We start from the raw sequence: 25,253 nt of genomic DNA on the forward strand, positions 1-25,253 counted from the left end.
TTCAACTCCTCGATGGATCTGGGGTGGAGGGGATCAGGAGGCCGAGCAGGCGGTCGGCCGCCGGTGGGCGCGGGCCGCCGTCCGGGGCACGCAGGTTGAGCAGTTCGTGGCTCAGGCGTTTGCGGTCGTCCGCCGTGACGACCAGCGCGGGGAGCAGCAGCTCCAGGGCCTGGGCGACGTCCGCCCGGCGCTCGGCCAGGTGCACCCAGGTGTGCAGGGCGTCCAGGGCGCCACGGGTGTGCCCGCGGTCGCCGAGCGCGGTCCGCCAGAGGGTGGCCAGGTCACGGGCCGAGTCCTCCTCGTACATGCCGGTGTCGGCGTACCACTCGACGAGCGCGCCCTCCTCGGCGTTGTCGCAGGCGCGCACGAACGCTCCCAGCGCGAGCGCGCGGACCGAGGCCGTGTCGTGGTGGAGCAGGCGCACCAGCTCGGAGAGCATCTCGCCGCGCCGGGCGCCCACGGAGAGCAGCAGGGCCGTCGAGTCGATCAGGTTGTTCGCCTCGGTCTCGCCGCTGTCCCCGGCACGGGCGCGGGCGGCGAGCGCGCTCAGGGCCGGGCCCGCGAGGTCCGGGCGCAGCGGGGTGAGCAGGCCGAAGGCGCGGATCGCGGTCCAGCGGCGGGCCCAGTGGGTGTCCGTGCACCACTGGGTGAGCAGGCGCAGCACGACGGGCGCGTCGAGGAGCTGGGCGAGCGTGAGCGTGTTCGCGGCGGTGACGCGGGGGCCGAAGGCCTTCGACACCGCCCAGCCGTCGATCAGCAGTGCCACCGCCGAGGGCAGGTCGGCGCGGGCGAGCAGCGCGGTGGCAGCGGCGGCCCGGGTCCGGACGACCGGACGGCTGTCGCGGGCCAGCTCCTTCAGCCAGGAGACCAGCGCGGGCCGTGCCGAGGGATGGCCCGTCCAGACCTCGCCGAGCAGGAGACCCGGCGTGTTCTCCTTCTTGAAGTACGCGGTGAACTGCGGCACCGAGCCCCACTCGGTGGCCTCGTCCCGCACTTCGCCCTCGGCCCGCGCCCGCTCCAGCCGGGTCCCGGCGGCGAGTCCGAACACCGGGATCTCGGGCGGCTGTTCGGGATGCTGGAGCCGTTGGAAGTGCACGTACAGCTTGTCGGCGAGTTCGGCGGCCAGCACGTACGGCGCCTGGTCGAAGACGGCGAGCGAGATGAGGAACGCCTTGTCGCGCAGGGTGGCCTCGGGGTCGCTGAGCCACTCCCGGCACTGCTGCTCGACCGCCGCGTGCCCGAAGTCGGCGAGGCGGGCCGCCGCTTCCTCGCCGCCGTCGAAACGGGCGACCTCCGCGGCGAACCGGGCGACCTCGGCGGGGCGGTGGGCGCCCCGCGAGAGGAAGTCGCGCACGGGGCCGAGGGCGAGCAGGCCGGCGCTGTCTCCCGGTTCTTTCCGCAGGTCGGCCAGGTGGGCGCCCAGCACCTCGGCCGCCTCCGGCGGTTCCCAGGCGGACGGGACCACCCCCAGCAGGAACGGGGAGTTCTCGACGGTCACCACCAGATAGCCGTCGGTCTTCGCGAGCCGGTCGCGGGCCGCGTACAGGTGGGTGTCCCGCAGCGGGCGGTTGCGGCTCAGCGGCAGATCGCGCAGGACGTGTCCGCCGGGCGCGGAGACCTGGGCGCCCAGGTTCGCGGGGCCGGTCTCGGACGACAGGGCGTGTACGGCGGGAACGCCCAGGTGGTGCAGGAGCATCAGCGCGGCGGCGTAGCGGCCGGTGGAGTGGGCGCCGGCGAGGACGAGGACGCGCTCGTCGCGCAGCCGGGCCAGGGCGGCGGCGAAGGAGGGGCCCTCGACGAACACTCCGGCGAGTGCGTCGAGCCGCTGCCGGGGGATCTCCCCCGAGGCGTACGCCTCCGGCGCGGACCCCGTCCCGTGGTGGTGGATCTCCGTCTTGCCGCCCATGAACACGTCACGGGCCGAGCCGCCCGCCGAGACCCCGTGCTGGGCCCCGCCGACCAGGCTGCCGCCGAAGGACGCGGCCTCGCTGAAGATGAATCCCGGGGTGTGCGCGACCAGCTCGCGTTGCGCGGCCCTGGCCTCCTGGGTCCGCTCCTCGGGCTCGCCGGAGTCGGTACGCGCCTCGGGTGCCGGGCGCGGGTCTCTCAGCCCTCTCGGCGCCTTCGGGTCCGGTGGCGGTACGTCGTCGGAGGCGTCCGGCGTCACGGGCGGGGCCGCCGTCACGCGGACTCACCCCCGCTGCCGCTGCCGCTGCTGTTTCCGCCGAGGTGGACGTCGCCGGTGACCTGGCCGCCGGACACGCCGTGCTGGTCACCTCCGACGAGGCTGCCGCCGAAGCTGAGGGAGCCGCCGTTGAAGTTGAAGACGACGTTCCCGGGAGGCGCGGCGGCCTGGGCGGGCTCCGCCCGAGGCCCGGCCGCTTCCGGCCCAGGTGCTTCCGCCGTCGTGACCTGCGACGCCCCGGGCCCCGTGGCCCCGGCCCCCGTGTGCCCCGAGCCCGTGGCCCCGGCCCCCGGCCCCGGCGCCGGGCTCTCCCCCGAGCCGCCCGGCGCCGGGGCTCCCCCCTTTTCACTGTGGCCGTCGTGGTCGTCCGCCCCGTGCGGGACCGGGCCGTGCAGCCAGGCCCGCAGGGGTCCGTTCTTGCTGTCCACCGTCACCGGGTGGAAGCCGTCCGCCGGGATGCCGGGGTGGTTGTGCCGCACGATCCCCGCGTGCACGCTCTCCGAGACGCACAGGGCGAAGTCGTTCGGCCGCTCCCGCAGGGCGGCGCGCAGCAGCCCGGCGTCGAGGAGCCGGCAGGCGTGGTTGAGGTCGGAGCCGACCCAGCCGTCGTACGCGTCGACGGCGACGTATCCGGTGGCGACGACACCGCGCAGCCGGATCTGGGCGGAGCTGGACGCCATCCGGTTGACCGCGCGGAGCTGGGCGGGCACCTCGGTGAGCAGAGCGCGCAGCAGCGCGGTGACCGAGGCGTTGGCGTCGATCAGCTCCATCACCGAGTCACCGCGGTCCGCCCGCAGCCGCAGGCGCTCGTCGATGCCGGCGCTCTCCAGCGCGCGGTCCGTGATGTCGTACAGCATCCTGCGCAGGTAGGCCTGCTCGACGTCGTCCCGGTCGCTGTACTTCTCGATGTCGAGCAGGAGGATCGTCCGGCTCACGGGGTCGGTCATGGTCGCCTTTCGGTGGGAGCCTCGCCTGGCATGCAGGCTGGCGTCACCGGTGGGCCGGGTGTGAGGGCGGATGTCCCACTCGAAGTGTGACCGTGTGCACAGAAGGGTTCCGGAGTCACGGGCGGCTCAGCCGTCCGGGGAGTCCCGCCCGTCCGGGCCGGGGCGTCCGTGGTCCGTGCCGCGCCCGGTCATCCCCGGGCGATCCGGCGCAGGACATCCATCCGCAGGATCACCATCGTCCGCCGGCCTGTCAGCACCGCGTCCCGCTCGCGGAGTTCCTTCAGCAGGCGCTGAACCATCTCCCGGGACGCCCCCACCGAGCCCGCCAGCTCCTGTTTGCTCAGCGGGACGGAGAGCTCGACGCCCTCCTCCGTGCGGCGGCCGTTCGTGCGGGCCAGGTCGAGCAGGAGCGCCGCGAAGCGTTCGCGGACGCTCATGGAGGCGAACTCCAGGCGACGGCGGTCGGCGGCGCGGGTGCGGTCCGAGGTGAGGCCGAGCAGGGCGAAGGAGACGGCGGGGGAGCGGGCGAGGAAGTCCGTGAAGTGTTCGCGTACGACCGCGACCGTGCGGACCGGTTCCAGGGCCGTCACCGTCGCCGAGCGGGGCCGGCCGGTGAGCGCGGCGGACTCGCCGACGATGTCGCCGGGCCCCCGCAGCGCGAGCAGCGCCTCGTAGCCGTTGGCGGCGGACGCCGTCACCTTCGTCCAGCCGTGCGTCACGATCAGTACGTGCGAGGACGGCTCGCTCTGGTGCAGGAGCACCATCCGGGGCGTGAAGGACAGCTCGCGCCCGAGGGACAGCAGCGCGGAGCGGTCGTCGCTCTCCAGGCGTGCCAGGAACGGCACCCGGTCGTCCAGGCTCTCGTCCCCGGTTAAGGGTGCAGCCGTCATGAGTCCATCCCCGTCCCCCGATGGGCACCGTGGCCGACGCACAGTGACCGATGCACAGCAACCGGTCAACGTACTCACCCAGTGTGTGCCGTGCGCACCGAATCCGGGACATTCACCGGTGAGAAGCTGCGAGAGGCGTCAAGAGCCCCGAGAATGGATCGGGAGAAGTCCGGCGTGTCGGGCACCACGGCATTTGTTTTGACCGAAGTCCGTGAGGTAGGTACGCTCATACCTTGTGCCTGGGGTGTGCCCTGGCTCTCGTGCGTGCCTTCGAACCGCAAGGAGAGCCGTAAGCGGCCACCGCAATCTGCGCCCTTTTCGCCTTGCGGCGAAGGTCTGCAGTATTCGACACACCCGACCGCGTGGGTCGGTGGCGTTCCAGGTTAGCTTCACCATTCGGCACACAGAAACCGGAGAAGTAGTGCCTACGATCCAGCAGCTGGTCCGGAAGGGCCGGCAGGACAAGGTCGAGAAGAACAAGACGCCCGCACTCGAGGGTTCGCCCCAGCGTCGTGGCGTCTGCACGCGTGTGTTCACGACCACCCCGAAGAAGCCGAACTCGGCCCTGCGTAAGGTCGCGCGTGTGCGTCTGACCAGCGGGATCGAGGTCACGGCTTACATTCCGGGTGAGGGACACAACCTGCAGGAGCACTCCATCGTGCTCGTGCGCGGCGGCCGTGTGAAGGACCTGCCGGGTGTTCGCTACAAGATCATCCGTGGCTCGCTCGACACCCAGGGTGTCAAGAACCGCAAGCAGGCCCGCAGCCGCTACGGCGCCAAGAAGGAGAAGTAGAAAATGCCTCGTAAGGGCCCCGCCCCGAAGCGCCCGGTCATCATCGACCCGGTCTACGGTTCCCCTCTGGTGACCTCCCTCATCAACAAGGTGCTGCTGAACGGCAAGCGCTCCACCGCCGAGCGCATCGTCTACGGCGCCATGGAGGGTCTGCGTGAGAAGACGGGCAACGACCCGATCATCACGCTGAAGCGCGCGCTGGAGAACATCAAGCCCACGCTCGAAGTCAAGTCCCGCCGTGTCGGTGGTGCGACGTACCAGGTTCCGATCGAGGTCAAGCCCGGTCGCGCCAACACGCTCGCGCTGCGCTGGCTCGTCGGTTACTCCCGCGCCCGTCGCGAGAAGACCATGACCGAGCGTCTGCTCAACGAGCTTCTCGACGCCTCCAACGGCCTCGGTGCCGCTGTGAAGAAGCGTGAGGACACCCACAAGATGGCCGAGTCCAACAAGGCCTTCGCGCACTACCGCTGGTAGTCGTTACCCACATCGAGACCGAGAGAAGACTGAAGCCTTATGGCTACCACTTCACTTGACCTGGCCAGGGTCCGCAACATCGGGATCATGGCTCACATCGACGCGGGCAAGACGACCACCACTGAGCGGATCCTCTTCTACACCGGCGTCAGCTACAAGATCGGTGAAGTCCACGACGGCGCCGCCACCATGGACTGGATGGAGCAGGAGCAGGAGCGTGGCATCACGATCACCTCTGCTGCCACCACCTGTCACTGGCCGCTTGAGGACGACGACTACACGATCAACATCATCGACACCCCGGGACACGTCGACTTCACGGTCGAGGTGGAGCGTTCGCTCCGCGTCCTCGACGGTGCCGTCACGGTGTTCGACGGTGTCGCCGGTGTCGAGCCGCAGTCCGAGACGGTGTGGCGTCAGGCCGACCGTTACGGCGTGCCGCGCATCTGCTTCGTGAACAAGCTGGACCGTACCGGCGCCGAGTTCCACCGCTGCGTGGACATGATCAAGGACCGCCTCGGCGCTGTCCCGATCATCATGCAGCTCCCGATCGGTGCCGAGATGGACTTCAAGGGCGTTGTGGACCTGGTCCGCATGAAGGCGCTCGTGTGGTCCGCCGAGGCGGCCAAGGGCGAGATGTACGACGTCGTCGACATCCCGGCCACGCACGTCGAGGCCGCTGAGCTGTACCGCGGTCAGCTGGTCGAGACCGTCGCGGAGCACGACGACGAGATCATGGAGCTGTTCCTGGAGGGCCAGGAGCCCACCGAGGAGCAGCTGTACGCCGCGATCCGTCGCGTCACCATCGCGTCCGGCAAGTCCGAGGGCGTCACGGTCACCCCGGTGTTCTGTGGCACCGCGTTCAAGAACAAGGGCGTTCAGCCCCTGCTCGACGCGGTCGTGCGCTACCTCCCGACTCCGCTTGACGTCGAGGCCATCGAGGGCCACGACGCTAAGGACCCGGAGCTCGTGATCAAGCGCAAGCCGTCGATCGACGAGCCGCTGTCCGCGCTCGCGTTCAAGATCATGAGCGACCCGCACCTGGGCAAGCTCACCTTCGTCCGGGTGTACTCGGGCCGCCTGGAGACCGGCACTGCGGTGCTGAACTCCGTCAAGGGCAAGAAGGAGCGCATCGGCAAGATCTACCGCATGCACGCGAACAAGCGTGAGGAGATCGACGCGGTGGGCGCCGGCGACATCGTCGCCGTGATGGGTCTGAAGCAGACCACGACCGGTGAGACGCTCTGCGATGAGAAGAACCCGGTGATCCTGGAGTCCATGGACTTCCCGGCGCCCGTCATCCAGGTCGCCATCGAGCCCAAGTCCAAGGGTGACCAGGAGAAGCTGGGTGTAGCCATCCAGCGTCTCGCGGAGGAGGACCCCTCCTTCCACGTTCACTCGGACGAGGAGACGGGCCAGACCATCCTCGGCGGTATGGGCGAGCTGCACCTCGAGGTGCTGGTCGACCGTATGAAGCGCGAGTTCAGGGTCGAAGCCAACGTCGGCAAGCCGCAGGTCGCCTACCGTGAGACGATCCGCAAGACCGTCGAGCGTCACGACTACACCCACAAGAAGCAGACCGGTGGTACCGGTCAGTTCGCCAAGGTGCAGATCGCGATCGAGCCCATCACCGAGACCGACGGTCCGGCGTACGAGTTCGTGAACAAGGTCACCGGTGGCCGTATCCCGCGGGAGTACATCCCGTCGGTGGACGCCGGTGCGCAGGAGGCCATGCAGTTCGGCATCCTGGCCGGCTACGAGATGACGGGCGTCCGCGTCATTCTTCTCGACGGTGGCTACCACGAGGTGGACTCCTCCGAGCTCGCGTTCAAGATCGCCGGTTCGCAGGCCTTCAAGGAGGCCGCGCGCAAGGCCAGCCCCGTGCTGCTCGAGCCGATGATGGCCGTCGAGGTCACCACGCCCGAGGAGTCGATGGGTGATGTCATCGGCGACCTCAACTCCCGCCGTGGCCAGATCCAGGCCATGGAGGAGCGCAGCGGCGCTCGCGTCGTGAAGGGCCTCGTGCCCCTCTCGGAGATGTTCGGCTACGTCGGAGACCTCCGCAGCAAGACCTCGGGTCGCGCAAGCTACTCGATGCAGTTCGACTCCTACGCCGAGGTTCCCAGGAACGTCGCCGAGGAGATCATCGCGAAGGCCAAGGGCGAGTAACACACCCCGTTTACACGCTTTAGGCTTGACACCGACCGCCGGGGCTCACCCGGGAGGGAAAACCCCGGCGGGCGGCATCCCAGCAAAGATCACCTGGCGCCGATGAGTAAGGCGTACCAGAACCACTCCGCAGGAGGACCCCAGTGGCGAAGGCAAAGTTCGAGCGGACTAAGCCGCACGTCAACATCGGCACCATCGGTCACATCGACCACGGTAAGACGACCCTCACGGCCGCCATTACCAAGGTGCTGCACGACGCGTTTCCGGACCTGAACGAGGCTTCGGCCTTCGACCAGATCGACAAGGCTCCCGAGGAGCGCCAGCGCGGTATCACGATCTCGATCGCGCACGTCGAGTACCAGACGGAGGGCCGCCACTACGCCCACGTCGACTGCCCCGGTCACGCGGACTACATCAAGAACATGATCACGGGTGCGGCGCAGATGGACGGCGCCATCCTCGTCGTCGCCGCGACCGACGGCCCGATGCCGCAGACCAAGGAGCACGTGCTCCTGGCCCGCCAGGTCGGCGTTCCGTACATCGTCGTCGCCCTGAACAAGGCCGACATGGTGGACGACGAGGAGATCCTGGAGCTCGTCGAGCTCGAGGTCCGTGAGCTCCTCTCCGAGTACGAGTTCCCGGGCGACGACCTTCCGGTCGTCAAGGTCTCGGCGCTCAAGGCGCTCGAGGGCGACAAGGAGTGGGGCCAGTCGGTCCTGGACCTCATGGCCGCCGTCGACGAGGCGATCCCGACCCCCGAGCGTGACGTCGACAAGCCGTTCCTCATGCCCGTCGAGGACGTCTTCACGATCACCGGTCGCGGTACGGTCGTCACCGGCCGTATCGAGCGTGGTGTCCTGAAGGTCAACGAGACCGTTGACATCATCGGCATCAAGCAGGAGAAGACCACCACCACGGTCACCGGCATCGAGATGTTCCGCAAGCTGCTCGACGAGGGCCAGGCCGGTGAGAACGTCGGTCTGCTCCTCCGTGGCATCAAGCGCGAGGACGTCGAGCGCGGCCAGGTCATCATCAAGCCCGGTTCGGTCACGCCGCACACCGAGTTCGAGGCCCAGGCCTACATCCTGTCCAAGGACGAGGGTGGCCGCCACACGCCGTTCTTCAACAACTACCGTCCGCAGTTCTACTTCCGTACGACTGACGTGACCGGTGTTGTGACCCTCCCCGAGGGCACGGAGATGGTCATGCCGGGCGACAACACTGAGATGAAGGTTGAGCTCATCCAGCCCGTCGCCATGGAAGAGGGCCTGAAGTTCGCCATCCGTGAGGGTGGCCGGACCGTGGGCGCCGGCCAGGTCACCAAGATCAACAAGTAATTGTTGACCGTATGACCTGGTAGCTCCTTCCAGAGCTCCAGAGAGGGCCCGTACGACTTCGGTCGTACGGGCCCTTTCCGCATGCCCGGTCCACCTCGCGAAGCGGTCGCATCCGTATACGAAATCCGAACGCCGTTGCGGCGTGAAGGGGATTCCTCCAGGTGAAAACGATCCTTGGCGCGTGTCGGCATAATCACGCAACGCGGCCGTAATTCAGGGGGAAGACTGTAGGGACGGTCCCTCGCCCGCGGGCGGGGGCTCGACCGGTCTCCGCACCGATGCCACCGGAACCGACCGGTCGAACCGACTCCGGTCGGCCGTTCCGGCAACCCCGTCTGAAGGGACCCCAGGTGACCCGCCCTGACACGAAGAGCCGTATCGCCTCCTTGCTCGTCGACATCGAGCGGCGCAATCCGGCGCAGCCCGAATTCCTCCAGGCCGCGAACGAGGTGCTCGAAACCCTGGCTCCGGCCCTCTCGCAGCGTCCGGAGTTCGCGGACGCGGCCCTCGTCGAACGGCTGGTGGAGCCCGAGCGGCAGATCATCTTCCGTGTCCCGTGGCAGGACGACCATGGCAAGGTCCACGTCAACCGGGGCTACCGCGTGGAGTTCAACAGCGCGCTCGGCCCGTACAAGGGCGGTCTGCGGTTCCACCCGTCGGTGAACCTGGGCATCGTGAAGTTCCTCGGCTTCGAGCAGATCTTCAAGAACGCGCTGACCGGTCTCGGCATCGGCGGCGGCAAGGGCGGCAGCGACTTCGACCCGCGCGGCAGGTCGGACGCCGAGGTCATGCGGTTCTGCCAGTCGTTCATGACGGAGCTGTACCGGCACATCGGTGAGCACACGGACGTGCCGGCGGGCGACATCGGCGTGGGCGGCCGGGAGATCGGCTACCTGTTCGGCCAGTACCGGCGCATCACCAACCGCTGGGAGGCCGGTGTCCTCACCGGCAAGGGCACGCACTGGGGCGGTTCGCTGATCCGGCCCGAGGCGACCGGTTACGGCAACGTCCTGTTCGCCGCCGCCATGCTGCGGGAGCGCGGCGAGGACCTGGAGGGCCAGACCGTGGTCGTCTCCGGTTCCGGCAATGTCGCGACCTACACCATCGAGAAGCTCGCCGCCCTCGGTGCCAACGCGGTGACCTGCTCGGACTCGACCGGCTACGTCGTCGACGAGAAGGGCATCGACGTCGAACTGCTCAAGCAGGTCAAGGAGGTCGAGCGCGGCCGGGTCTCCGACTACGCGGCACGGCGCGGCGCGTCGGCGCGGTTCGTCGCGAACGGCAGCGTCTGGGACGTGCCGGGCGATGTCGCGCTGCCCTCGGCCACCCAGAACGAGTTGGACGCGGCCGCGGCGGCCACCCTGATCGGCAACGGCGTCAAGGCGGTCTCCGAGGGCGCCAACATGCCCACCACCCCCGAGGCGGTCCACCTCTTCCAGAAGGCGGGCGTCGCCTTCGGCCCCGGCAAGGCGGCCAACGCGGGCGGTGTCGCGGTCAGCGCGCTGGAGATGAGCCAGAACCACGCCCGCACCTCGTGGTCGCGGGAGCGGGTCGAGGACGAGCTGACCCGGATCATGAACAACATCCACGCCATCTGCCACGAGACCGCCGAGCGCTACGGCGTCCCGGGCGACTACGTCAGCGGCGCGAACATCGCGGGCTTCGAGCGGGTCGCGGGCGCGATGCTGGAGCAGGGCGTGATCTGACCGGGCCGGACTCCGGAGAAAGGGCTCGTACGACCGGCCTCGGCCGTACGAGCCCTTCGTCATGTCCGGGCTCAGGCAGCCTCGGGAACCGGCTGCGGGCCGATCGCCATGACGGCGAGGACCGTCAGACGCATGACGGCGCCGCCGGCCAGCGCCGCGAGGAGGCCGTCGACATGGACGCCGTAGTCCATCTGCGAGCCGATCCAGGAGACGAGCAGCCAGAGCAGCGTGTCCTGGACGATCCCGATCGCGGCGAGTGCGAGCACCGCGCCCGGGGGAGCGGTGCGGACGGCGCTGGGGTAGGTGTGGATGAGCTGGTTCACGAGGAGGAAGACGACACCGCTCAGGACCACTTCCCAGGGCGGGTCCTCGACGATCAGAGAGATGCCGGGCAGTGCGGCGACAGCGAGGACCGCGCCGAGGTACGTGCCTACTAAGCGTCTTCGTCTGTACATGGACCGGATCATCGAACCGGCACGGCGGTCTCACAAGCCCTTGTCGTCGTCCCGTTCATGCTAGGCGGCCTCCGGGAGATCGGACCGGCGTCTACAGCGGGCGCAGCGGCCCGGTTCGGATGCGCGGAAGGCGCGGTCGCAGCCGTCGCAGTTCTGGAGCGGGTGCGGGCGAGCTGTCATCGGGACGGTGGGTGTCCGGGGTGGCAGCGCTTCCGTGAGCCGGTGCGACATGACGCCCGCCGGATGGCGCAGCGGCTCCCGGGGCAGGCCCGAGGTCAGCGTGGCCCGTACGGCCTCGGGCGCGACACCGCGTTCCAGCCAGGTGCTGACGGCAGGAGCGAGGCGGTTCACGTCGCGCTCCGAGAGCAGGAGACGCGGGTCCTCCCGGTGGAGGCTCGCGAGGAGCACGAGGGCCGTGTGGTGGCGGTCAGGGTCGTGCGTGTCGGGGGTGGGGAGGGGGCGCTCGGGTGCGGCGGTGGGGGCCGGACCGGTCCCGGTGGGGACAGGGGAAGCCGGAGCGGGGGCGTCATCGAGTACGGGCTCGGGCGGGTCTTGGTGATCGGGCTTCCGGGGTGTTCCCGGTGGCGGGCCCGGCTCGGGTGCCGTCGGCCGGGCGGTGGGAGCGGCGAGCCCCTGCGGCTGGTTGTACGACACCGTGTGCGTGACCACCCGGCCGCTCGGCAGCCGTTCCCGCCTGCGGGACAGATAGCCGTGGGCCTCCAGCTCCCGCAGACTCGCCGCGATGCGCGTCTCGCCCTCCCGGAAGCGCGCGGCGAGCGACTTGATGTCGACGCGGGCCCCTTCGGGCAGCGACTGGATGTGGGCGGCGAGTCCGATCGCGGTCAGGGAGAGCGCGCGGTGCTGGGTGAGGTGGTTGCCGACCGTCGTGAACCGCGCGGTGTGGCGGACGTTGATGTGGGTGACGCCCCGCGGAATCCGGGGCTGGGCGCACGGGGGCGCGCTAAAGTTCTGGGTACCCATCGGGAAGGTGCTCTTCCTTGTTGGTGAGGCCCTCGATCGGGATGCCAGTCCCGGCCGGGGGCCGTTGTCTGTCTGCGGTTGCGTTGCCGCCGCGAGCATATGCCCGGCAATAGCCCCTAAATCCAGCCCGGTTGGCGATTGTCACCCTTGCGAGTGATGAGCCGGCCTCGGGGAGGCTGGTGGGTTGGTAGGTGGTTCTCACCTCGGGTTTTGAAGAGCCTTTTGATGTCGCGCGCGGCCGCGTCGCGGCTCACCGGGGCGTGACATTCCGCGATCCGGTGGGTGCCGGGACGGATCCCCCGGACGCGAGGGACAGTTCGGCCCAGACGGTCTTGCGCGGGGCGGGTCCTGGTGTCACGCCCCAGCGGTCCGCGAACGCGTCCACGAGGAGCAGGCCGCGGCCCGAGTCGATGGGGGCCTCCGCCGCACCGAGTCGGGGAAGCCGGTCACCCACGGTGTCCGTCACCTCGATGCGGAGGGTGTCGCCGACGACGTACAGCGTGAGCCGGAAGTCGCGTCCCGGCACGCGTCCGTGCGTCGCCGCGTTGGTCGCGAGCTCGGCGACGATCTGGTCGGCCGGACTCAACGGCAGCCCCCAGGAGCGGAGTTGTTCGGTCGCGAGCAGTCTCCCCAGGCGGGCACCGCGTGGCGTGGGGGACAGCAGCACACTGAAGTTGCGGACGGGTTCGACGCGTTGGGCCTCGGGCCCGGCGGTTTCCTGATTCACGTCACTCAGCGTGTCCGACTCCGCCTACGGTGAGCTGCGATGACGCCTGTGCGTACAGGGACTGTCCGGTCGTTGTCCCGATCTGTCCCGGCTGTCCTGGGTGTCGTACGGGAACGGTGGGCGTTGGAGGTGGGTGGGTGTGAGCAGCGAGAGTGCGGACGAGCCGGGGTGGGACGTGAGCCCCGAGGACGAGATCGCCCCGGTGGTCGAGGCGACCGGCCACCAGGTCAGGCTCTGGCGGGAGGCGGCCGGGATGCGGGTGGTCGAGTTCGGGCGGGCGATCGGGTACGGGGAGGACCTGGTCCGGAAAGTGGAGCGGGGCGCGCGGATTCCGCGGGCGGACTTCCTGGACCGCGCGGACGACGTCCTGAATGCCGGCGGGCATCTCCGGGCCTTCAAGGAGGACATGGAGAAGGCCCGATACCCGAAGAAGGTCCGCGAGCTGAAGATGCTGGAGGAGCGGGCGGTCGAGCTGCTGCTGTACAGCAACCACAACATCCATGGGTTGTTGCAGACGGCGGAGTATGCGCAAGCGCTGTTCGAGACGCGCCAGCCCACGTACCCGCCGGAAGTGGTGGAGCGCGAGACCGTCGCGCGCATGAGCCGGAAGGTGATCTACGAGAGGTCGCCTGCCCCAGCGCTCAGTTTCATTCAGGAAGAGGTGACGCTTCGGCGCCCGATCGGAGGGAAGATGAAGCTGCGCCGTCAGCTCGAACACCTTCTGGAAGTAGGCGAGTTGAGGAGCGTCTCTCTTCAAGTCATGCCGACCGATCGAGAGGATCACGCCGGGATGCAGGGGTTGATCGAGGTACTGAAGTTCGGCGACGGGACGGCAGTCGGGCGTTCCGACGGCGCGTTCAACGGCCGCCCTGTCTCGGACCCGAAAGACCTGCGGATCCTCGAACTGCGGTATGGCATGATCCGGGCCCAAGCTCTCACCCCGAGGGAGTCGCTGGCCTTCATCGAGCAAATTTTGGGAGAGACATGACCCACGGGACCTCGGCCGAGGAAGCTTCCGGGCTGAAGTGGTTCAAGAGCAGCTACAGCAGCAGCAGCGAAGCCGGTGACTGTGTCGAAGTCGCGCTGGAATGGTTCAAGAGCAGCTACAGCGACAGCAGCAACGGAAACGATTGCGTCGAGATAGCCCCCACCCCCACCGCGATCCACATCCGTGACTCCAAGAAGCCGGGCGGCGCACGCCTGGCGATGGCCCCCGTCGCATGGTCGGCGTTCATCGGCTTCGTCGCCCAGGGCTGACCGGGAGAGCGGCGATCCACCCGCAGAGCTACGCCCGTACCGTGTTCGCCGCCCTGGGCGGAGTCGTCGAGATCGGCGCGGTGAACCACACCGGCACATGGGACCTGGCCGATGTCTCGGTGGGGGACTTCCTGGCGCCCAGGGGCGAGGACATCGCACGGATCATGGCGGCGGTCCGGACGATCGGCCGGTTCGACGCGCCCGTCATGGCCATCTCGGACGAGATGGGATATCTGCGCGAGCACCCGGTCGAGGCGCCGTTCCTGCTCCTCTGGTCGGCGGGCGTCACCTGGGTTCCGGAGTCGGCGGAGAACGTCGCGTATCTGGAGGAGCCGCACGTGGTGCGCCGGATGTGCCGTATGGGCGCGGACCTCCAACTGACCCGCTTGCTGGACGCTTTGGTGACCGTCGGCATCGCGGCCGGAGTGGACGCCGAGGAGGGCGGGAGCCTGGTCGCCGGGATCATCCGCATCGCCTGTGAGCTCGTGGGCGACACCGGGCGCGACGCTCCGGAAGGCGTCTTCCGGATGTGGCGGGTGGCCGAGCTGCCGGACGCCCTGCGCCCGGACTCCGGTGCGCCGGAGTACGGCAAGGCGGGGTACAGGGCGTACGACGTGGAGCTGGAGCGGTTGCTCGCGCCGTTCTGAGGCCCGCCAGGAGAACAGTCACTGCATGTTCTGGACGTGCGGATGGTCGTACGAGGACATGCACACGTAGATCTGCATGGTGTACCCGCGGCCGATCGTGAGCTGGGTGGCGCAGGCAGGGCCGAGGAAGTGCAGGCCGTCGTACCCGGCGTCCTCCAGGGGGCGCCAGCTGCCGCTGCCGCCGTCCCATTCGGAGCCGTCGACGGTGAGCAGCGGGCGGACGTCCGCGCCGCACTCGGGGCAGGACATCGGGAACGGATCGCTGAAGCTCCAGGGCGCGTGGCCGCCGAGCTTGCAGCCGGGGGCGACGCTGAGGTCGTACTGGTAGTCGACGACCTCGATGTCGTCCTCGTCGTCCGGGTTCTGTTCGTCCTCCCATGCCTCGATCCGGTCCGCCAGTTCCTCGGGCAGCTCGTGCGGGGCCGGGTACTCGGTGACCGTCTCGGGGTGGAGGAGGCACGGTTCGGGCAGGTAGTCGTCGTTGCCGATCACCGAAGGTTCTGGGGGCGCGGGGAGCGGGTCGGTGACGTCGGCGGAGGCCCGCCAATACAGCTCGGCGGCCGGGAGGTAGTCCTCGTCGTGGTCGAAGGGGCACCAGAGGACTTGCAGCAGGTCGGTGCCGGCCGGACGGGGCAGCGTGGGGATGTCGGCGGCGTAGAGCTGGACCACGGGGATGAGCGGGACCGGGCCGTCCTGCGGTATCCGCGTCTTCGCGACGGCACGGTCGACGATCACGTGCTCCTCGGGGGTGAGGAGGTCGGCGCCCTCGGCGCGAGGCCGGGTCCAGGCGTCGGCGAGGATGCGCCGCCGCTGCCGTACGTCGCCGGGGGCCAGACCGCTGTGCGTGGGAGCGTCATGATCCGGGCAGGTGGGCCACGGCTCGTCGGCCGGCCACAGCAGGGGGCCACCGATCGAACTGTCCTTGGCCGTAGGGGTACTTGGCCGTGGATGCAGCCGTACGGCGGTGCGGGCCAAGGGCGCGAGTTCGGGGAACAGGGTGGTGACGTCCAGGGGCCGCGGGGGAGTGGTGCGAGACATGGGGTGAGGCTACGGGCTCGATGGGACCTGTGATCAAGGGGCATGGGGCGCGTCCCGGTCGAGCGGGGCCGATGGCGTACTTCCCGAGGAAGCGGGGTCGCGCACGGTGCCCTGCCGTGAGGTGGCCGCCGTGTCGAATCGACGTTCCCTGTAAGTTCGCTTGTGCGTACGGGTGTTGTTGAGGCGGGCGTGACGGGGGTTGCGGCATGGCGGGGAATCGGCCGACGGATTGGCATGTCCTGGACCTGGACAAGGACCCCACTCCCGGGGACCCGGACCGGGTGCGGCACCTGTCCAAGAATCTGCACGACTTCGCGGATGACGTGTCGGACGCGCTCCGCCTCATCAAGGGGATGGCGGACGAGGACGCGGTTCTGCGGTGGGCGGGGAAGTCGGCGAAGGCGTTCCAGGACGAGTTCTCGGGTGTGCCGAAGCAGCTGAAGAAGCTGAAGAAGTCGTACGAGATGGCGGGGGACGCGCTCGCCGATTACTGGCCGAAGCTGGAGCGTGCGCAGGCCTTGGCGGACAAGGCGCTGGCGAAGGGGCGGGAGGCGCAGGCCGATCTTTCCTCGGCCAAGTCCCGTCTGTCGTCGGCTGATTCGTGGGTGACGAAGGCCGGCAAGGAGGCGGACAAGTACAAGGACGATCCGACGGGCAGCAAGGATGCGGAGAAGCCGGACGAGGCGAAGGTGCGGGCCGCGACACGGGACGCGCAGCACGCCAAGTCGGCGCAGACCTCGGCTCAGTCGGATGTGACGAACGCGAACAGTGCGCTGGACGCGGCGAAGAAGATGGCTGCTGATGCCCGCAAGATGCGGGAGGAGGCGGCGCGGGACGCGAAGTCGAAGATCGATGAGGCTTCTGATGCGGGGATTCGCAATCGGAAGTGGTGGGAGGAGGTCGGGGACTGGTTCTCCGACAACTGGGACACCATCGTCGCGGTCTGCAAGGTCGTCGTGGCGGTGCTGGGCATCATCGCGATGATCATCGGAGGGCCGATCCTCGGCGCGATCGTGCTGATCGCCGCCCTCGTCGTCCTAGCCGACACGCTCAATAAGTATGCGAAGGGGCAGGCGTCTCTTTGGGATGTGGCCTTCGCGGCGCTGGACTGCATACCCGGCATGAAGGGCCTCACGACCCTCGGGGGGCTCGCCAAGGGGCTCAAGGGCGGCATGGCCGCGATGAAGGGCCTCAAGGGTGGTCTCAAAGGCATGGGGCTTGCTGCGCGTGGCCTGGGCAAGAGCGCGCGCGGCGCCATCGCGGACGGTGCGAAGGGCGCGTACAGCCGGCTCAAGAGCAAGATCAAGGGATGCGGCGACCCGGTGGACGTCGCGACTGGTCAGATGTTCCTGGCCGAGACAGATGTCGCTCTGCCCGCCGCCTTGCCGCTGGCCTTCACCCGCCGGGTTGCCTCCGGCTACCGCACCGGTTGGTGGTTCGGTCCAAGCTGGGCCTCCACCATCGACCAGCGTCTCGAAGTCGATCACGACGGCATCGTCTTCGTCACCGAAGACGGAATGCTCCTCGCCTACCCTCACCCCGCTGGTTCGGGGACACCGGTCCTGCCCGAGACGGGACCTCGCTGGCCGTTGACCCGCCATGACGACGGTGGCTACCGCGTCGATGACCCGCTGACCGGCCACGCTCGCCATTTCGCTCTCCCGGCCGCGGGCATCGCGCCTCTCGATCGCATCGTCGATCGTAACGGCAACACCATCACCTTCGACTACGACGAGTACGGCACTCCTCTGGCCATCCGGCACTCCGGTGGCTACCGCCTGGCCCTGGCCGTGGAGGACGGCCGCGTCACCGGTCTCAGCCTGGAGGGCGGGAACGAGGACGGCTCCGATGCCGTCGTCAAACGCTACGGCTACACGGACGGCAATCTCACCGAAGTCGTCAACTCCTCGGGCAAATCCTTCCGGTTCGTGTACGACGAGCGGTTGCGGATCACTTCCTGGACCGACACCAACCACCGTCGCTACGGCTACGCGTATGACGACCACGACCGGTGCACCGGTCAGGGCGGCGACGCCGGACACGTCAGCGGCACCTTCTCCTACGGCATCGACCCCGCCTGGCCGGACTGCCGCATCACCATGCACGTCGCATCCGACGGCGCGGTGTCCCGCTTCGTCATCAACAACCGCTGTCAGGTCGTTGCTCAGGTAGATCCCCTCGGCGGCATCCAACGATCGGAACACGACGAGCACCATCGTCTGCTGTCCTGGTCCGACGCGGTCGGACATACGACCCGCGTCGTCCATGACGCCAACGGCCAGCCCACCCGGATCATCCGACCGGACGGGCGCGAGACCTGGGCGGAGTACAACGAACTCCGGCTCATCACGAAGTTCGCCGGTCCCGACGGCGGGGTGCACCGCCAGACCTACGACGATCGAGGCAACAGGACCTCGGTGACCGGTCCGACGGGCTGTACCACGCATCTCACCTACGACGACTCAGGACGTCTCAGCGTCGTCACCGATCCCCTCGGCCACGTGACGACGGTCCACTGCAACGAGGCCGGGTTGCCTGTCCGGACAACGAACCCAATTGGCGCGGTCACGCGCTATGAGCGTGATGCGTTCGGCAGAACCGTCGCGATCACGGACGCGACGGGGGCCTCATCGCGGCTCGAGTGGACAGTCGAGGGGCATCTGGCTCGCAGGACGGCTGCCGACGGCACGACGGAGTCGTGGACATACGACGGCGAGGGCAACTGCGTCAGCCATACCGACGCCATGGGTGTCGTGTCCCGCTTCGAGTACACGCACTTCGACCTGATGACGGCCCGTACCGGCCCGAACGGCGTGCGGTACGAGTTCACGCACGACAACCAGCTGCGCCTCAGGCAGGTGACCAACCCGCAGGGTTTGACGTGGGATTACGAGTACGACCTTGCGGGGCGCCTGATCGCGGAGACGGATTTCGACGAGCGCGCCCTCGCCTATACGTACGACGATGCGGGGCGTCTGACGTCGCGTACCAATGGCCTCGGCGAGACCATCGCCTACGAGCGCAACGAACTGGGCCAGGTGGTGCGCAAGGACGCTGCGGGCCGGGTCACGACGTACGCGTACGACCTCACCGACCAGCTCGCCCAGGGAACGGGCCCCGACATCACGCTGACCGTCGGGCGAGACCGTTTCGGGCGCCTCAGGTCCGAGTCCGTCGACGGTCGTGAACTCCGCTACACCTATGACGACTTGGGCCGACGGACCGGTCGTACGACCCCGACTGGCTCCACGGCGACGTGGACGTACGACGCCGCTGGGCGCCGCACCGGGGTAGCTGTGGACGGCCGGACCATCGACTTCACGTACGACTTGATGGGACGTGAACTCACCCGCCAGATACCCGAGATGGTCGCGCTGGACCAGACCTTCGACGTTCGAGGGCGCGTGATCTCTCAGGCGGTGACCGCAGCGGACGGCCGCTCGGTCCAGCAGCGCGCTTACACCTACCGTGCCGACGGCAACCTGATCGGCATGGACGACAGTTTGTCCGGCTCCAGATCCTTCGACGTGGACCCGACCGGCTTCGTGACGGCGGTGCACGCGGCGAACTGGGCAGAGAGGTACACCTACGACGACGCGGGTAACCAGACATCGGCCTCCTGGCCTGCTGAGCACCCCGGTCAGGAGGCGACCGGGGCTCGCACGTACGCAGGGACCCGTATCAGCCGCGCCGGCAACATCCGCTATGAGCATGACGCTCTCGGTCGCATCGTTCTCCGCCAGAAGACCAGACTGTCCCGCAAGCCGGACACCTGGCGCTACGAGTGGGACGTGGAGGACCGTCTCACCTCGGTGATCACGCCGGACGGTGTCCGCTGGCGTTATCTGTACGACCCACTGGGACGTAGGACAGCGAAAATCCGGCTGGCGGATGACGCCGAGACCGTCATCGAGCGGGTCGACTTCGTCTGGGACGGCACCACTCTCTGCGAACAGACCACGACGGGCCAGGAGATACGCGATCCGGTCACGTTGACCTGGTGCCACAGGGGCGGCCGTCCGATCACCCAGACGGAACGGATCACCGCCGAGGGGGCTCCGCAGCAGGAGATCGATGCCCGGTTCTTCGCCATCGTCACGAACCTGGTCGGAGCTCCCAGCGAGTTGGTGGACGAGGAAGGCGAGATCGCGTGGCGCACACGCAGCACCCTGTGGGGTGCCACGGCGTGGGCTGCCGACAGTACGGCGTACACCCCTCTCCGGTTCCCCGGCCAGTACTACGACCCGGAAACCGGCCTCCACTACAACTACTTCCGCCATTATGATCCCGAAACCGCGCGCTATCTGACCACCGATCCCCTGGGGCTGGCGCCTTCGTGGAACCCGGCCACCTACGTTCACAATCCGCATACGTGGACCGACCCGTTGGGGTTGGCGGCGGCCGGATGTGCGGAGGAGGAATACCTTTTCCGGGGAACCACCAGAGGATTCGATGCGAGTAGCGGTGCGCAGGGTGTCGGCTTTACCCCGACGTCGACCGACCCTGGTGTAGCCACAGCTTTCGCCCGGCATTCGGAGCAGTACGGTGAAGCGGTGGTCCAGGTGATTCCACGGAGTGCGCTTGACGGGGTGGAAACCGCCAGGGGCTACATAGCCGCAGAGGCAGAGGTCGCGGTGGGGCTTCCCGCTTCTGAGCTCGCCGGCAGAGTCAGCGCTGAGATTCCGGTGAGCGTCGCCCGGAACATCCTTGGCGACATGGGAATCCATGTTCCAAAAGTGAACACGTACGAAGGCATCAGCGACGCACTTCAGTGGGACATACCGAAACTCACGCCAGAACAGATAGCTCAATTTGTATCGGAGGCGCACAAATATGGATGAGAAGAATGCGGGAAAGCTGCAGATTTTTGCGATCGAAGAAAGGGAGTCCGCTGCTGCCACATGTGTTGTCCGATGTGTGGGCGGGATCGTGCGAACGGGGCAGCGATTTGATGTCGGCCGCGACGTGATTCCAGCGGGCGAGAGTCACGGAGTGGTCACTCTCGACTGGATCGACCGATACGGGCGACGAGTGGACTTCGTCGACCCGCCGCACAATGCCAAAGTCCTCTTCTCCGGTGAAGGAGCCCCCTTCTTGAAGGAGGGGGCGACGGTGACGGCCTCGGACGTCTAGCGGGCGACACGATCCAAGAACGTGACGACGACCAGATCGGGGAGAGCGGCCATCGTGAGGACGCCACGTTCCGGCGCGGGCGAGGGTCGGCGCGACGTCGGACCTGAGGAACCGGTCCTCTCCCTCCCCGAGGCGGTGTACGCGCGGGAGGTCTTCCGTACGCTCGGCGGGATCGTGGAGATCGGCTCGGTGGCCGCCAGTGGTACCTGGGCGGTCGCGGACGCCTCCATCGGGGGACTGGTAGGTGCACGGCAGGCCGAGATCGACCGGCTGCTCATCGCCGTCCGCGTGCTCGGCGGCTTCAGCGATGCGTCCATGGCCATCGCCGATGAGCTGGGATACCTGCGCGAGTATCGGGTGACCGCGCCGTCCCTGCTCCTGTGGTCCGGCTGCATCGAGGAGATCTCGCTCCGCCTCGCGGAACTCGAACGCCCGTCGGTCGTGCGCCGCATGTGCCACATGGGGGCGGATCTCCAACTCGCCCATTTCCTTCAGGCGTTGGTCACCGCTGCCATCGCAGGTGGGACCGGGGTCCCACAGGGTGTGGAAAGGGTGGTCGAGGCTCTCGGGATCGCGGTCGCCCTGGCGGACGACGGAGGGCGAAGCAGCGCTGCCGCCACCTTCCGGTCCTGGCGGGTCGCCTTCCTCCCGGGCATCCTCCGCCCCGACTCCAGCGCACCGGACTACGGCAGGGCAGGCTTCCGCGCCTATGCCCATGCCCTGGAGGAGCTGCTGGAAGAGGCCGGCCGAGGTGCTGCGCCGGCCGGTATGTGATCCGGGGCCGACAGGGGCGGGGAGAGGTGGCGCCGGGGTGGCCGGCGGGGCTCTGTGGGATCGGTCACGCGATCATGGTCGTGCCGGGTTTGACGTGCGTCACCGTAGGGGTACGATCTCCGGCTCGATTGGCCAGCCCCCTGTCCTGTATGGCAGACTAACGGGGTTGCTCGGTCGAGTGCCGATGCTGCGCGCCTCCCGTCGGGAGGACCGGAAGCGAGTCCCACAGTACTCGTCGCCCAATCTGTCGTGAGGCAGCGCTGGGGCGGACGTACGGGAATCTTCCGGGAAGTGTCAGCGGGGTGCAGACCAGGCACCCGGTGGGTGTTCTCACCCCCGGTCCTGCGGTTGCTTTCGGGCGGAGCCGCGTCCCTCGTAGGGAAATCCGTGACGGAGCCCTGTCGGCAGGAGCGCGACACACCCGACCGCGTGGGTCGGAGATCAGGACGCGAACCCCCGGGTTCCGGAGCGTTTCACTAGACAAAGGACTACTGAGTAGCCATGGCGGGACAGAAGATCCGCATCCGGCTCAAGGCCTACGACCACGAGGTCATCGATTCCTCGGCGAAGAAGATCGTCGAAACGGTGACCCGCACTGGTGCGTCGGTCGCAGGCCCGGTGCCGCTGCCCACTGAGAAGAACGTGTACTGCGTCATCAAGTCGCCGCACAAGTACAAGGATTCTCGCGAGCACTTCGAGATGCGCACGCACAAGCGCCTCATCGACATCCTCGACCCCACGCCCAAGACCGTTGACTCTCTGATGCGACTCGACCTCCCGGCCGGTGTCGACATCGAGATCAAGCTCTAGGGATCGGTGATCTGAGAATGGCTAAGCAGATCAAGGGAATCCTGGGCGAGAAGCTCGGCATGACGCAGGTGTGGGACGAGAACAACCGTGTTGTTCCGGTCACCGTCGTCAAGGCCGGCCCGAACGTCGTGACCCAGGTCCGTACGAATGACTCCGACGGCTACGAGTCGGTCCAGATCGCCTTCGGCGAGATCGACCCGCGCAAGGTGAACAAGCCCCTCAAGGGTCACTTCGCCAAGGCCGACGTCACCCCCCGCCGCCACCTCGTCGAGATCCGTACCGCTGACGCCAGCGAGTACACCCTCGGCCAGGAGATCACCGCTGAGGTGTTCGAGGCCGGCATCAAGGTGGACGTGACCGGCAAGAGCAAGGGCAAGGGCTTCGCCGGTGTCATGAAGCGTCACAACTTCAAGGGCCTCGGCGCCGGACACGGTGTCCAGCGCAAGCACCGCTCCCCCGGCTCCATCGGTGGCTGTGCCACCCCGGGCCGTGTGTTCAAGGGCGTCCGCATGGCGGGCCGCATGGGCAACGAGCGGGTCACCACCCAGAACCTGACCGTTCACGCCGTTGACGCGGAGAAGGGCCTGCTCCTCATCAAGGGAGCCATCCCGGGTCCGAACGGCGGCCTCGTCCTGGTCCGTACCGCGGCCAAGGGGGCTTGAGGACATGAGCACCATTGACATTCTGTCGCCCTCCGGCGACACCGCCGGGACTGTTGAGCTCCCGGCCGAGATCTTCGACGTAGAGAAGATCAGCATTCCGCTGCTCCACCAGGTTGTCGTCGCGCAGCTGGCCGCGGCCCGTCAGGGCACGCACAAGGTCAAGCGTCGTGGCGAGGTCCGTGGTGGTGGCCGCAAGCCTTACCGCCAGAAGGGCACCGGCCGCGCCCGTCAGGGTTCGACCCGCGCGCCGCAGTTCGCCGGCGGTGGTGTCGTTCACGGCCCCACGCCGCGTGACTACTCGCAGCGGACCCCGAAGAAGATGAAGGCCGCGGCCCTGCGCCACGCCCTCACCGACCGGGCCCGCAACGCTCGCATCCACGTCATCACCGGCGTGATCGAGGGCGAGACCCCCTCCACCAAGGCCGCGAAGAGCTTCCTCGGCAAGGTCAGCGAGCGCAAGAACGTGCTCCTGGTCATCGAGCGCTCGGACGAGGCCGCGCTGCTTTCCGCGCGCAACCTGCCCCAGGTCCACATCCTGGAGCCGGGCCAGCTGAACACGTACGACGTTCTCGTCTCGGACGACGTGGTCTTCACCCAGGCCGCTTTCGAGTCCTTCGTGTCTGGCCCCCAGGCCGCTGACACCGAAGGGAGCGAAGCCTGATGGCTACGCGTCACCCGAGCATTGCCTCGAAGGCCGCCAAGGCCGCCAAGGCCGCGCGCGTCGCCAAGGCGAAGCGCCACGAGGCCGAAGGCAAGAACACCGTCGAGACCCCGCTGAGCAAGAGCTTCACGGATCCCCGTGACGTCCTCCTCAAGCCGGTCGTCTCGGAGAAGAGCTACGCGCTGCTCGACGAGGGCAAGTACACCTTCGTCGTGGACCCGCGGGCCAACAAGACCCAGATCAAGCAGGCCGTCCAGGCGGTCTTCTCGGTCAAGGTCACCGGGGTCAACACGATCAACCGTCAGGGCAAGCGCAAGCGCACCAAGACGGGCTTCGGCAAGCGTGCCGACAGCAAGCGCGCGATCGTGACCCTCGCTGAGGGCGACCGTATCGACATCTTCGGCCAGGCCTCCTAACGGAGTGCCCTGGTCCGAATATCGGACGAGGACTGAGAAATGGGAATCCGCAAGTACAAGCCGACTACGCCGGGCCGTCGTGGCTCCAGCGTCGCCGACTTCGTCGAGGTCACGCGGTCCACGCCGGAGAAGTCGCTGGTTCGCCCCCTGCACAGCAAGGGCGGCCGTAACAATTCCGGTCGTGTGACCGTTCGCCACCAGGGTGGCGGACACAAGCGCGCCTACCGAGTGATCGACTTCCGTCGTCACGACAAGGACGGCGTGCCGGCGAAGGTCGCGCACATCGAGTACGACCCCAACCGCACCGCGCGCATCGCGCTGCTGCACTACGCGGACGGCGAGAAGCGCTACATCCTCGCCCCCCGCAACCTGTCGCAGGGTGACCGCGTCGAGAACGGTCCTGGGGCCGACATCAAGCCGGGCAACAACCTGGCGCTCCGCAACATCCCGGTCGGTACCACGATCCACGCGATCGAGATCCGTCCCGGTGGCGGCGCCAAGTTCGCCCGCTCCGCCGGTGCCTCGGTGCAGCTGCTCGCGAAGGAGGGCACCATGGCCCACCTCCGCATGCCCTCCGGCGAGATCCGTCTGGTCGACCAGCGCTGCCGCGCCACGGTCGGCGAGGTCGGCAACGCCGAGCAGAGCAACATCAACTGGGGTAAGGCCGGCCGTAAGCGCTGGCTGGGCGTTCGCCCGTCCGTCCGCGGTGTGGCGATGAACCCGGTTGACCACCCGCACGGTGGTGGTGAGGGCAAGACCTCCGGTGGTCGCCACCCGGTCTCCCCGTGGGGTCAGAAGGAGGGTCGTACTCGTTCGCCGAAGAAGGCTTCGAACAAGTACATCGTCCGCCGCCGCAAGACGAACAAGAAGCGCTAGGAGCGGGTTTAGATGCCGCGCAGTCTCAAGAAGGGACCCTTCGTCGACGGACACCTTGTAAAGAAGGTGGACGTACAGAACGAAGCCGGTACCAAGAACGTCATCAAGACCTGGTCCCGTCGCTCGATGATCATCCCGGCCATGCTCGGCCACACGATCGCGGTGCACAACGGCAAGACCCACATCCCGGTGTTTGTCACCGAGTCGATGGTCGGCCACAAGCTCGGCGAGTTCTCGCCGACGCGCACCTTCCGGGGTCACGTCAAGGACGACCGGAAGTCGAAGCGCCGCTAACGCGGGGTGGAATCGACCATG

Annotated in this window: 24 protein-coding genes; 17 read left to right on the forward strand and 7 right to left on the reverse strand. The window is 68.1% G+C overall.

Going from position 1 to position 25,253, the window contains the following annotated elements; translation table 11 throughout:
* Position 1: 1 nt before the first annotated feature.
* The 3 genes from OG788_RS26915 to OG788_RS26925 form a co-directional block, all read right to left on the reverse strand.
* Positions 2-2,185, reverse strand: a complete 2,184-nt coding sequence (locus tag OG788_RS26915) for a hypothetical protein (RefSeq protein ID WP_406374008.1) — start codon at positions 2,183-2,185, stop codon at positions 2-4.
* Complete coding sequence (locus tag OG788_RS26920) at positions 2,182-3,132, reverse strand: hypothetical protein (protein WP_406374010.1); 951 nt, start codon at positions 3,130-3,132, stop codon at positions 2,182-2,184. The genes OG788_RS26915 and OG788_RS26920 overlap by 4 nt, the downstream gene beginning before the upstream one ends.
* A gap of 188 nt (positions 3,133-3,320) precedes the next feature.
* The gene (locus tag OG788_RS26925; RefSeq protein ID WP_351542674.1) at positions 3,321-4,022 is read right to left on the reverse strand and encodes a Crp/Fnr family transcriptional regulator; all 702 of its coding nucleotides are present in this window, start codon (positions 4,020-4,022) and stop codon (positions 3,321-3,323) included.
* A 421-nt stretch (positions 4,023-4,443) separates the two neighbouring features.
* Between OG788_RS26925 and rpsL the strand changes: the two genes are divergently transcribed.
* The 5 genes from rpsL to gdhA all read left to right on the forward strand — a co-directional run bounded on the left by rpsL (position 4,444) and on the right by gdhA (position 10,501).
* The gene (gene rpsL / locus OG788_RS26930) at positions 4,444-4,815 is read left to right on the forward strand and encodes a 30S ribosomal protein S12 (RefSeq protein WP_003948652.1); all 372 of its coding nucleotides are present in this window, start codon (positions 4,444-4,446) and stop codon (positions 4,813-4,815) included.
* Between the two features lie 3 nt (positions 4,816-4,818).
* Positions 4,819-5,289: a 30S ribosomal protein S7 gene (rpsG, locus tag OG788_RS26935; RefSeq protein ID WP_003992340.1), complete on the forward strand. Its 471-nt coding sequence runs from the start codon at positions 4,819-4,821 to the stop codon at positions 5,287-5,289.
* A gap of 39 nt (positions 5,290-5,328) precedes the next feature.
* Positions 5,329-7,458: an elongation factor G gene (gene fusA / locus OG788_RS26940; protein ID WP_406374012.1), complete on the forward strand. Its 2,130-nt coding sequence runs from the start codon at positions 5,329-5,331 to the stop codon at positions 7,456-7,458.
* Between the two features lie 143 nt (positions 7,459-7,601).
* Entirely contained in the window at positions 7,602-8,795 is a 1,194-nt protein-coding gene (tuf, locus tag OG788_RS26945; protein WP_351542678.1) for an elongation factor Tu, read from the forward strand.
* A 350-nt stretch (positions 8,796-9,145) separates the two neighbouring features.
* Positions 9,146-10,501, forward strand: a complete 1,356-nt coding sequence (gene gdhA / locus OG788_RS26950) for an NADP-specific glutamate dehydrogenase (RefSeq protein ID WP_406374014.1) — start codon at positions 9,146-9,148, stop codon at positions 10,499-10,501.
* Between the two features lie 71 nt (positions 10,502-10,572).
* On the opposite strand, the gene OG788_RS26955 is transcribed toward gdhA, so the two are convergent.
* The 3 genes from OG788_RS26955 to OG788_RS26965 all read right to left on the reverse strand — a co-directional run bounded on the left by OG788_RS26955 (position 10,573) and on the right by OG788_RS26965 (position 12,664).
* Positions 10,573-10,956, reverse strand: coding sequence for a hypothetical protein (locus OG788_RS26955; RefSeq protein ID WP_406374016.1), 384 nt, complete (start codon positions 10,954-10,956; stop codon positions 10,573-10,575).
* A gap of 60 nt (positions 10,957-11,016) precedes the next feature.
* Complete coding sequence (locus OG788_RS26960; RefSeq protein ID WP_406374017.1) at positions 11,017-11,937, reverse strand: helix-turn-helix domain-containing protein; 921 nt, start codon at positions 11,935-11,937, stop codon at positions 11,017-11,019.
* Positions 11,938-12,187: 250 nt separating this feature from the next.
* Positions 12,188-12,664, reverse strand: coding sequence for an ATP-binding protein (locus OG788_RS26965; protein WP_406374019.1), 477 nt, complete (start codon positions 12,662-12,664; stop codon positions 12,188-12,190).
* A 139-nt stretch (positions 12,665-12,803) separates the two neighbouring features.
* Between OG788_RS26965 and OG788_RS26970 the strand changes: the two genes are divergently transcribed.
* Genes OG788_RS26970 through OG788_RS26980 form a run of 3 tightly spaced genes read left to right on the forward strand, consistent with a single transcriptional unit; the run spans position 12,804 to position 14,568 of the window.
* Positions 12,804-13,652: a helix-turn-helix domain-containing protein gene (locus OG788_RS26970; RefSeq protein WP_406374021.1), complete on the forward strand. Its 849-nt coding sequence runs from the start codon at positions 12,804-12,806 to the stop codon at positions 13,650-13,652.
* Positions 13,649-13,921, forward strand: a complete 273-nt coding sequence (locus OG788_RS26975; protein WP_406374022.1) for a DUF397 domain-containing protein — start codon at positions 13,649-13,651, stop codon at positions 13,919-13,921. The genes OG788_RS26970 and OG788_RS26975 overlap by 4 nt, the downstream gene beginning before the upstream one ends.
* 41 nt (positions 13,922-13,962) lie before the next feature.
* Positions 13,963-14,568 carry a hypothetical protein gene (locus OG788_RS26980; protein ID WP_406374023.1) on the forward strand — a complete coding sequence of 202 codons (606 nt, stop codon included), beginning with the start codon at positions 13,963-13,965 and terminating at the stop codon, positions 14,566-14,568.
* Positions 14,569-14,586: 18 nt separating this feature from the next.
* On the opposite strand, the gene OG788_RS26985 is transcribed toward OG788_RS26980, so the two are convergent.
* Entirely contained in the window at positions 14,587-15,606 is a 1,020-nt protein-coding gene (locus OG788_RS26985; RefSeq protein WP_406374025.1) for a hypothetical protein, read from the reverse strand.
* A 206-nt stretch (positions 15,607-15,812) separates the two neighbouring features.
* On the opposite strand from OG788_RS26985, the gene OG788_RS26990 reads away from it, so the two are divergent.
* The 9 genes from OG788_RS26990 to rpsS all read left to right on the forward strand — a co-directional run bounded on the left by OG788_RS26990 (position 15,813) and on the right by rpsS (position 25,232).
* A complete protein-coding gene (locus OG788_RS26990; protein ID WP_406374027.1) occupies positions 15,813-20,447 on the forward strand; it encodes a DUF6531 domain-containing protein in 4,635 nt (1,544 codons plus the stop codon).
* Positions 20,440-20,739 (forward strand): hypothetical protein, encoded by a 300-nt coding sequence (locus OG788_RS26995; protein WP_356755675.1) that lies wholly within the window; start codon positions 20,440-20,442, stop codon positions 20,737-20,739. Before OG788_RS26990 ends, OG788_RS26995 begins: the two co-directional genes overlap by 8 nt.
* 54 nt (positions 20,740-20,793) lie before the next feature.
* A complete protein-coding gene (locus OG788_RS27000; RefSeq protein ID WP_406374029.1) occupies positions 20,794-21,513 on the forward strand; it encodes a hypothetical protein in 720 nt (239 codons plus the stop codon).
* 501 nt (positions 21,514-22,014) lie between these two features.
* Positions 22,015-22,323, forward strand: a complete 309-nt coding sequence (gene rpsJ, locus OG788_RS27005; protein WP_003948644.1) for a 30S ribosomal protein S10 — start codon at positions 22,015-22,017, stop codon at positions 22,321-22,323.
* Between the two features lie 17 nt (positions 22,324-22,340).
* Positions 22,341-22,985 carry a 50S ribosomal protein L3 gene (gene rplC, locus OG788_RS27010; RefSeq protein WP_261705325.1) on the forward strand — a complete coding sequence of 215 codons (645 nt, stop codon included), beginning with the start codon at positions 22,341-22,343 and terminating at the stop codon, positions 22,983-22,985.
* Positions 22,986-22,989: 4 nt separating this feature from the next.
* Positions 22,990-23,646, forward strand: coding sequence for a 50S ribosomal protein L4 (rplD, locus tag OG788_RS27015; protein WP_037627000.1), 657 nt, complete (start codon positions 22,990-22,992; stop codon positions 23,644-23,646).
* On the forward strand, positions 23,646-24,062 hold the full coding sequence (gene rplW, locus OG788_RS27020; RefSeq protein WP_037626998.1) for a 50S ribosomal protein L23: 417 nt from the start codon (positions 23,646-23,648) through the stop codon (positions 24,060-24,062). Before rplD ends, rplW begins: the two co-directional genes overlap by 1 nt.
* Before the next feature lie 39 nt (positions 24,063-24,101).
* On the forward strand, positions 24,102-24,938 hold the full coding sequence (rplB, locus tag OG788_RS27025; RefSeq protein ID WP_153289116.1) for a 50S ribosomal protein L2: 837 nt from the start codon (positions 24,102-24,104) through the stop codon (positions 24,936-24,938).
* A gap of 12 nt (positions 24,939-24,950) precedes the next feature.
* Positions 24,951-25,232, forward strand: coding sequence for a 30S ribosomal protein S19 (gene rpsS, locus OG788_RS27030; RefSeq protein ID WP_024755409.1), 282 nt, complete (start codon positions 24,951-24,953; stop codon positions 25,230-25,232).
* Positions 25,233-25,253 lie beyond the last annotated feature (21 nt).

This window comes from Streptomyces sp. NBC_00647, assembly GCF_045207245.1.
Taxonomy (GTDB): domain Bacteria; phylum Actinomycetota; class Actinomycetes; order Streptomycetales; family Streptomycetaceae; genus Streptomyces.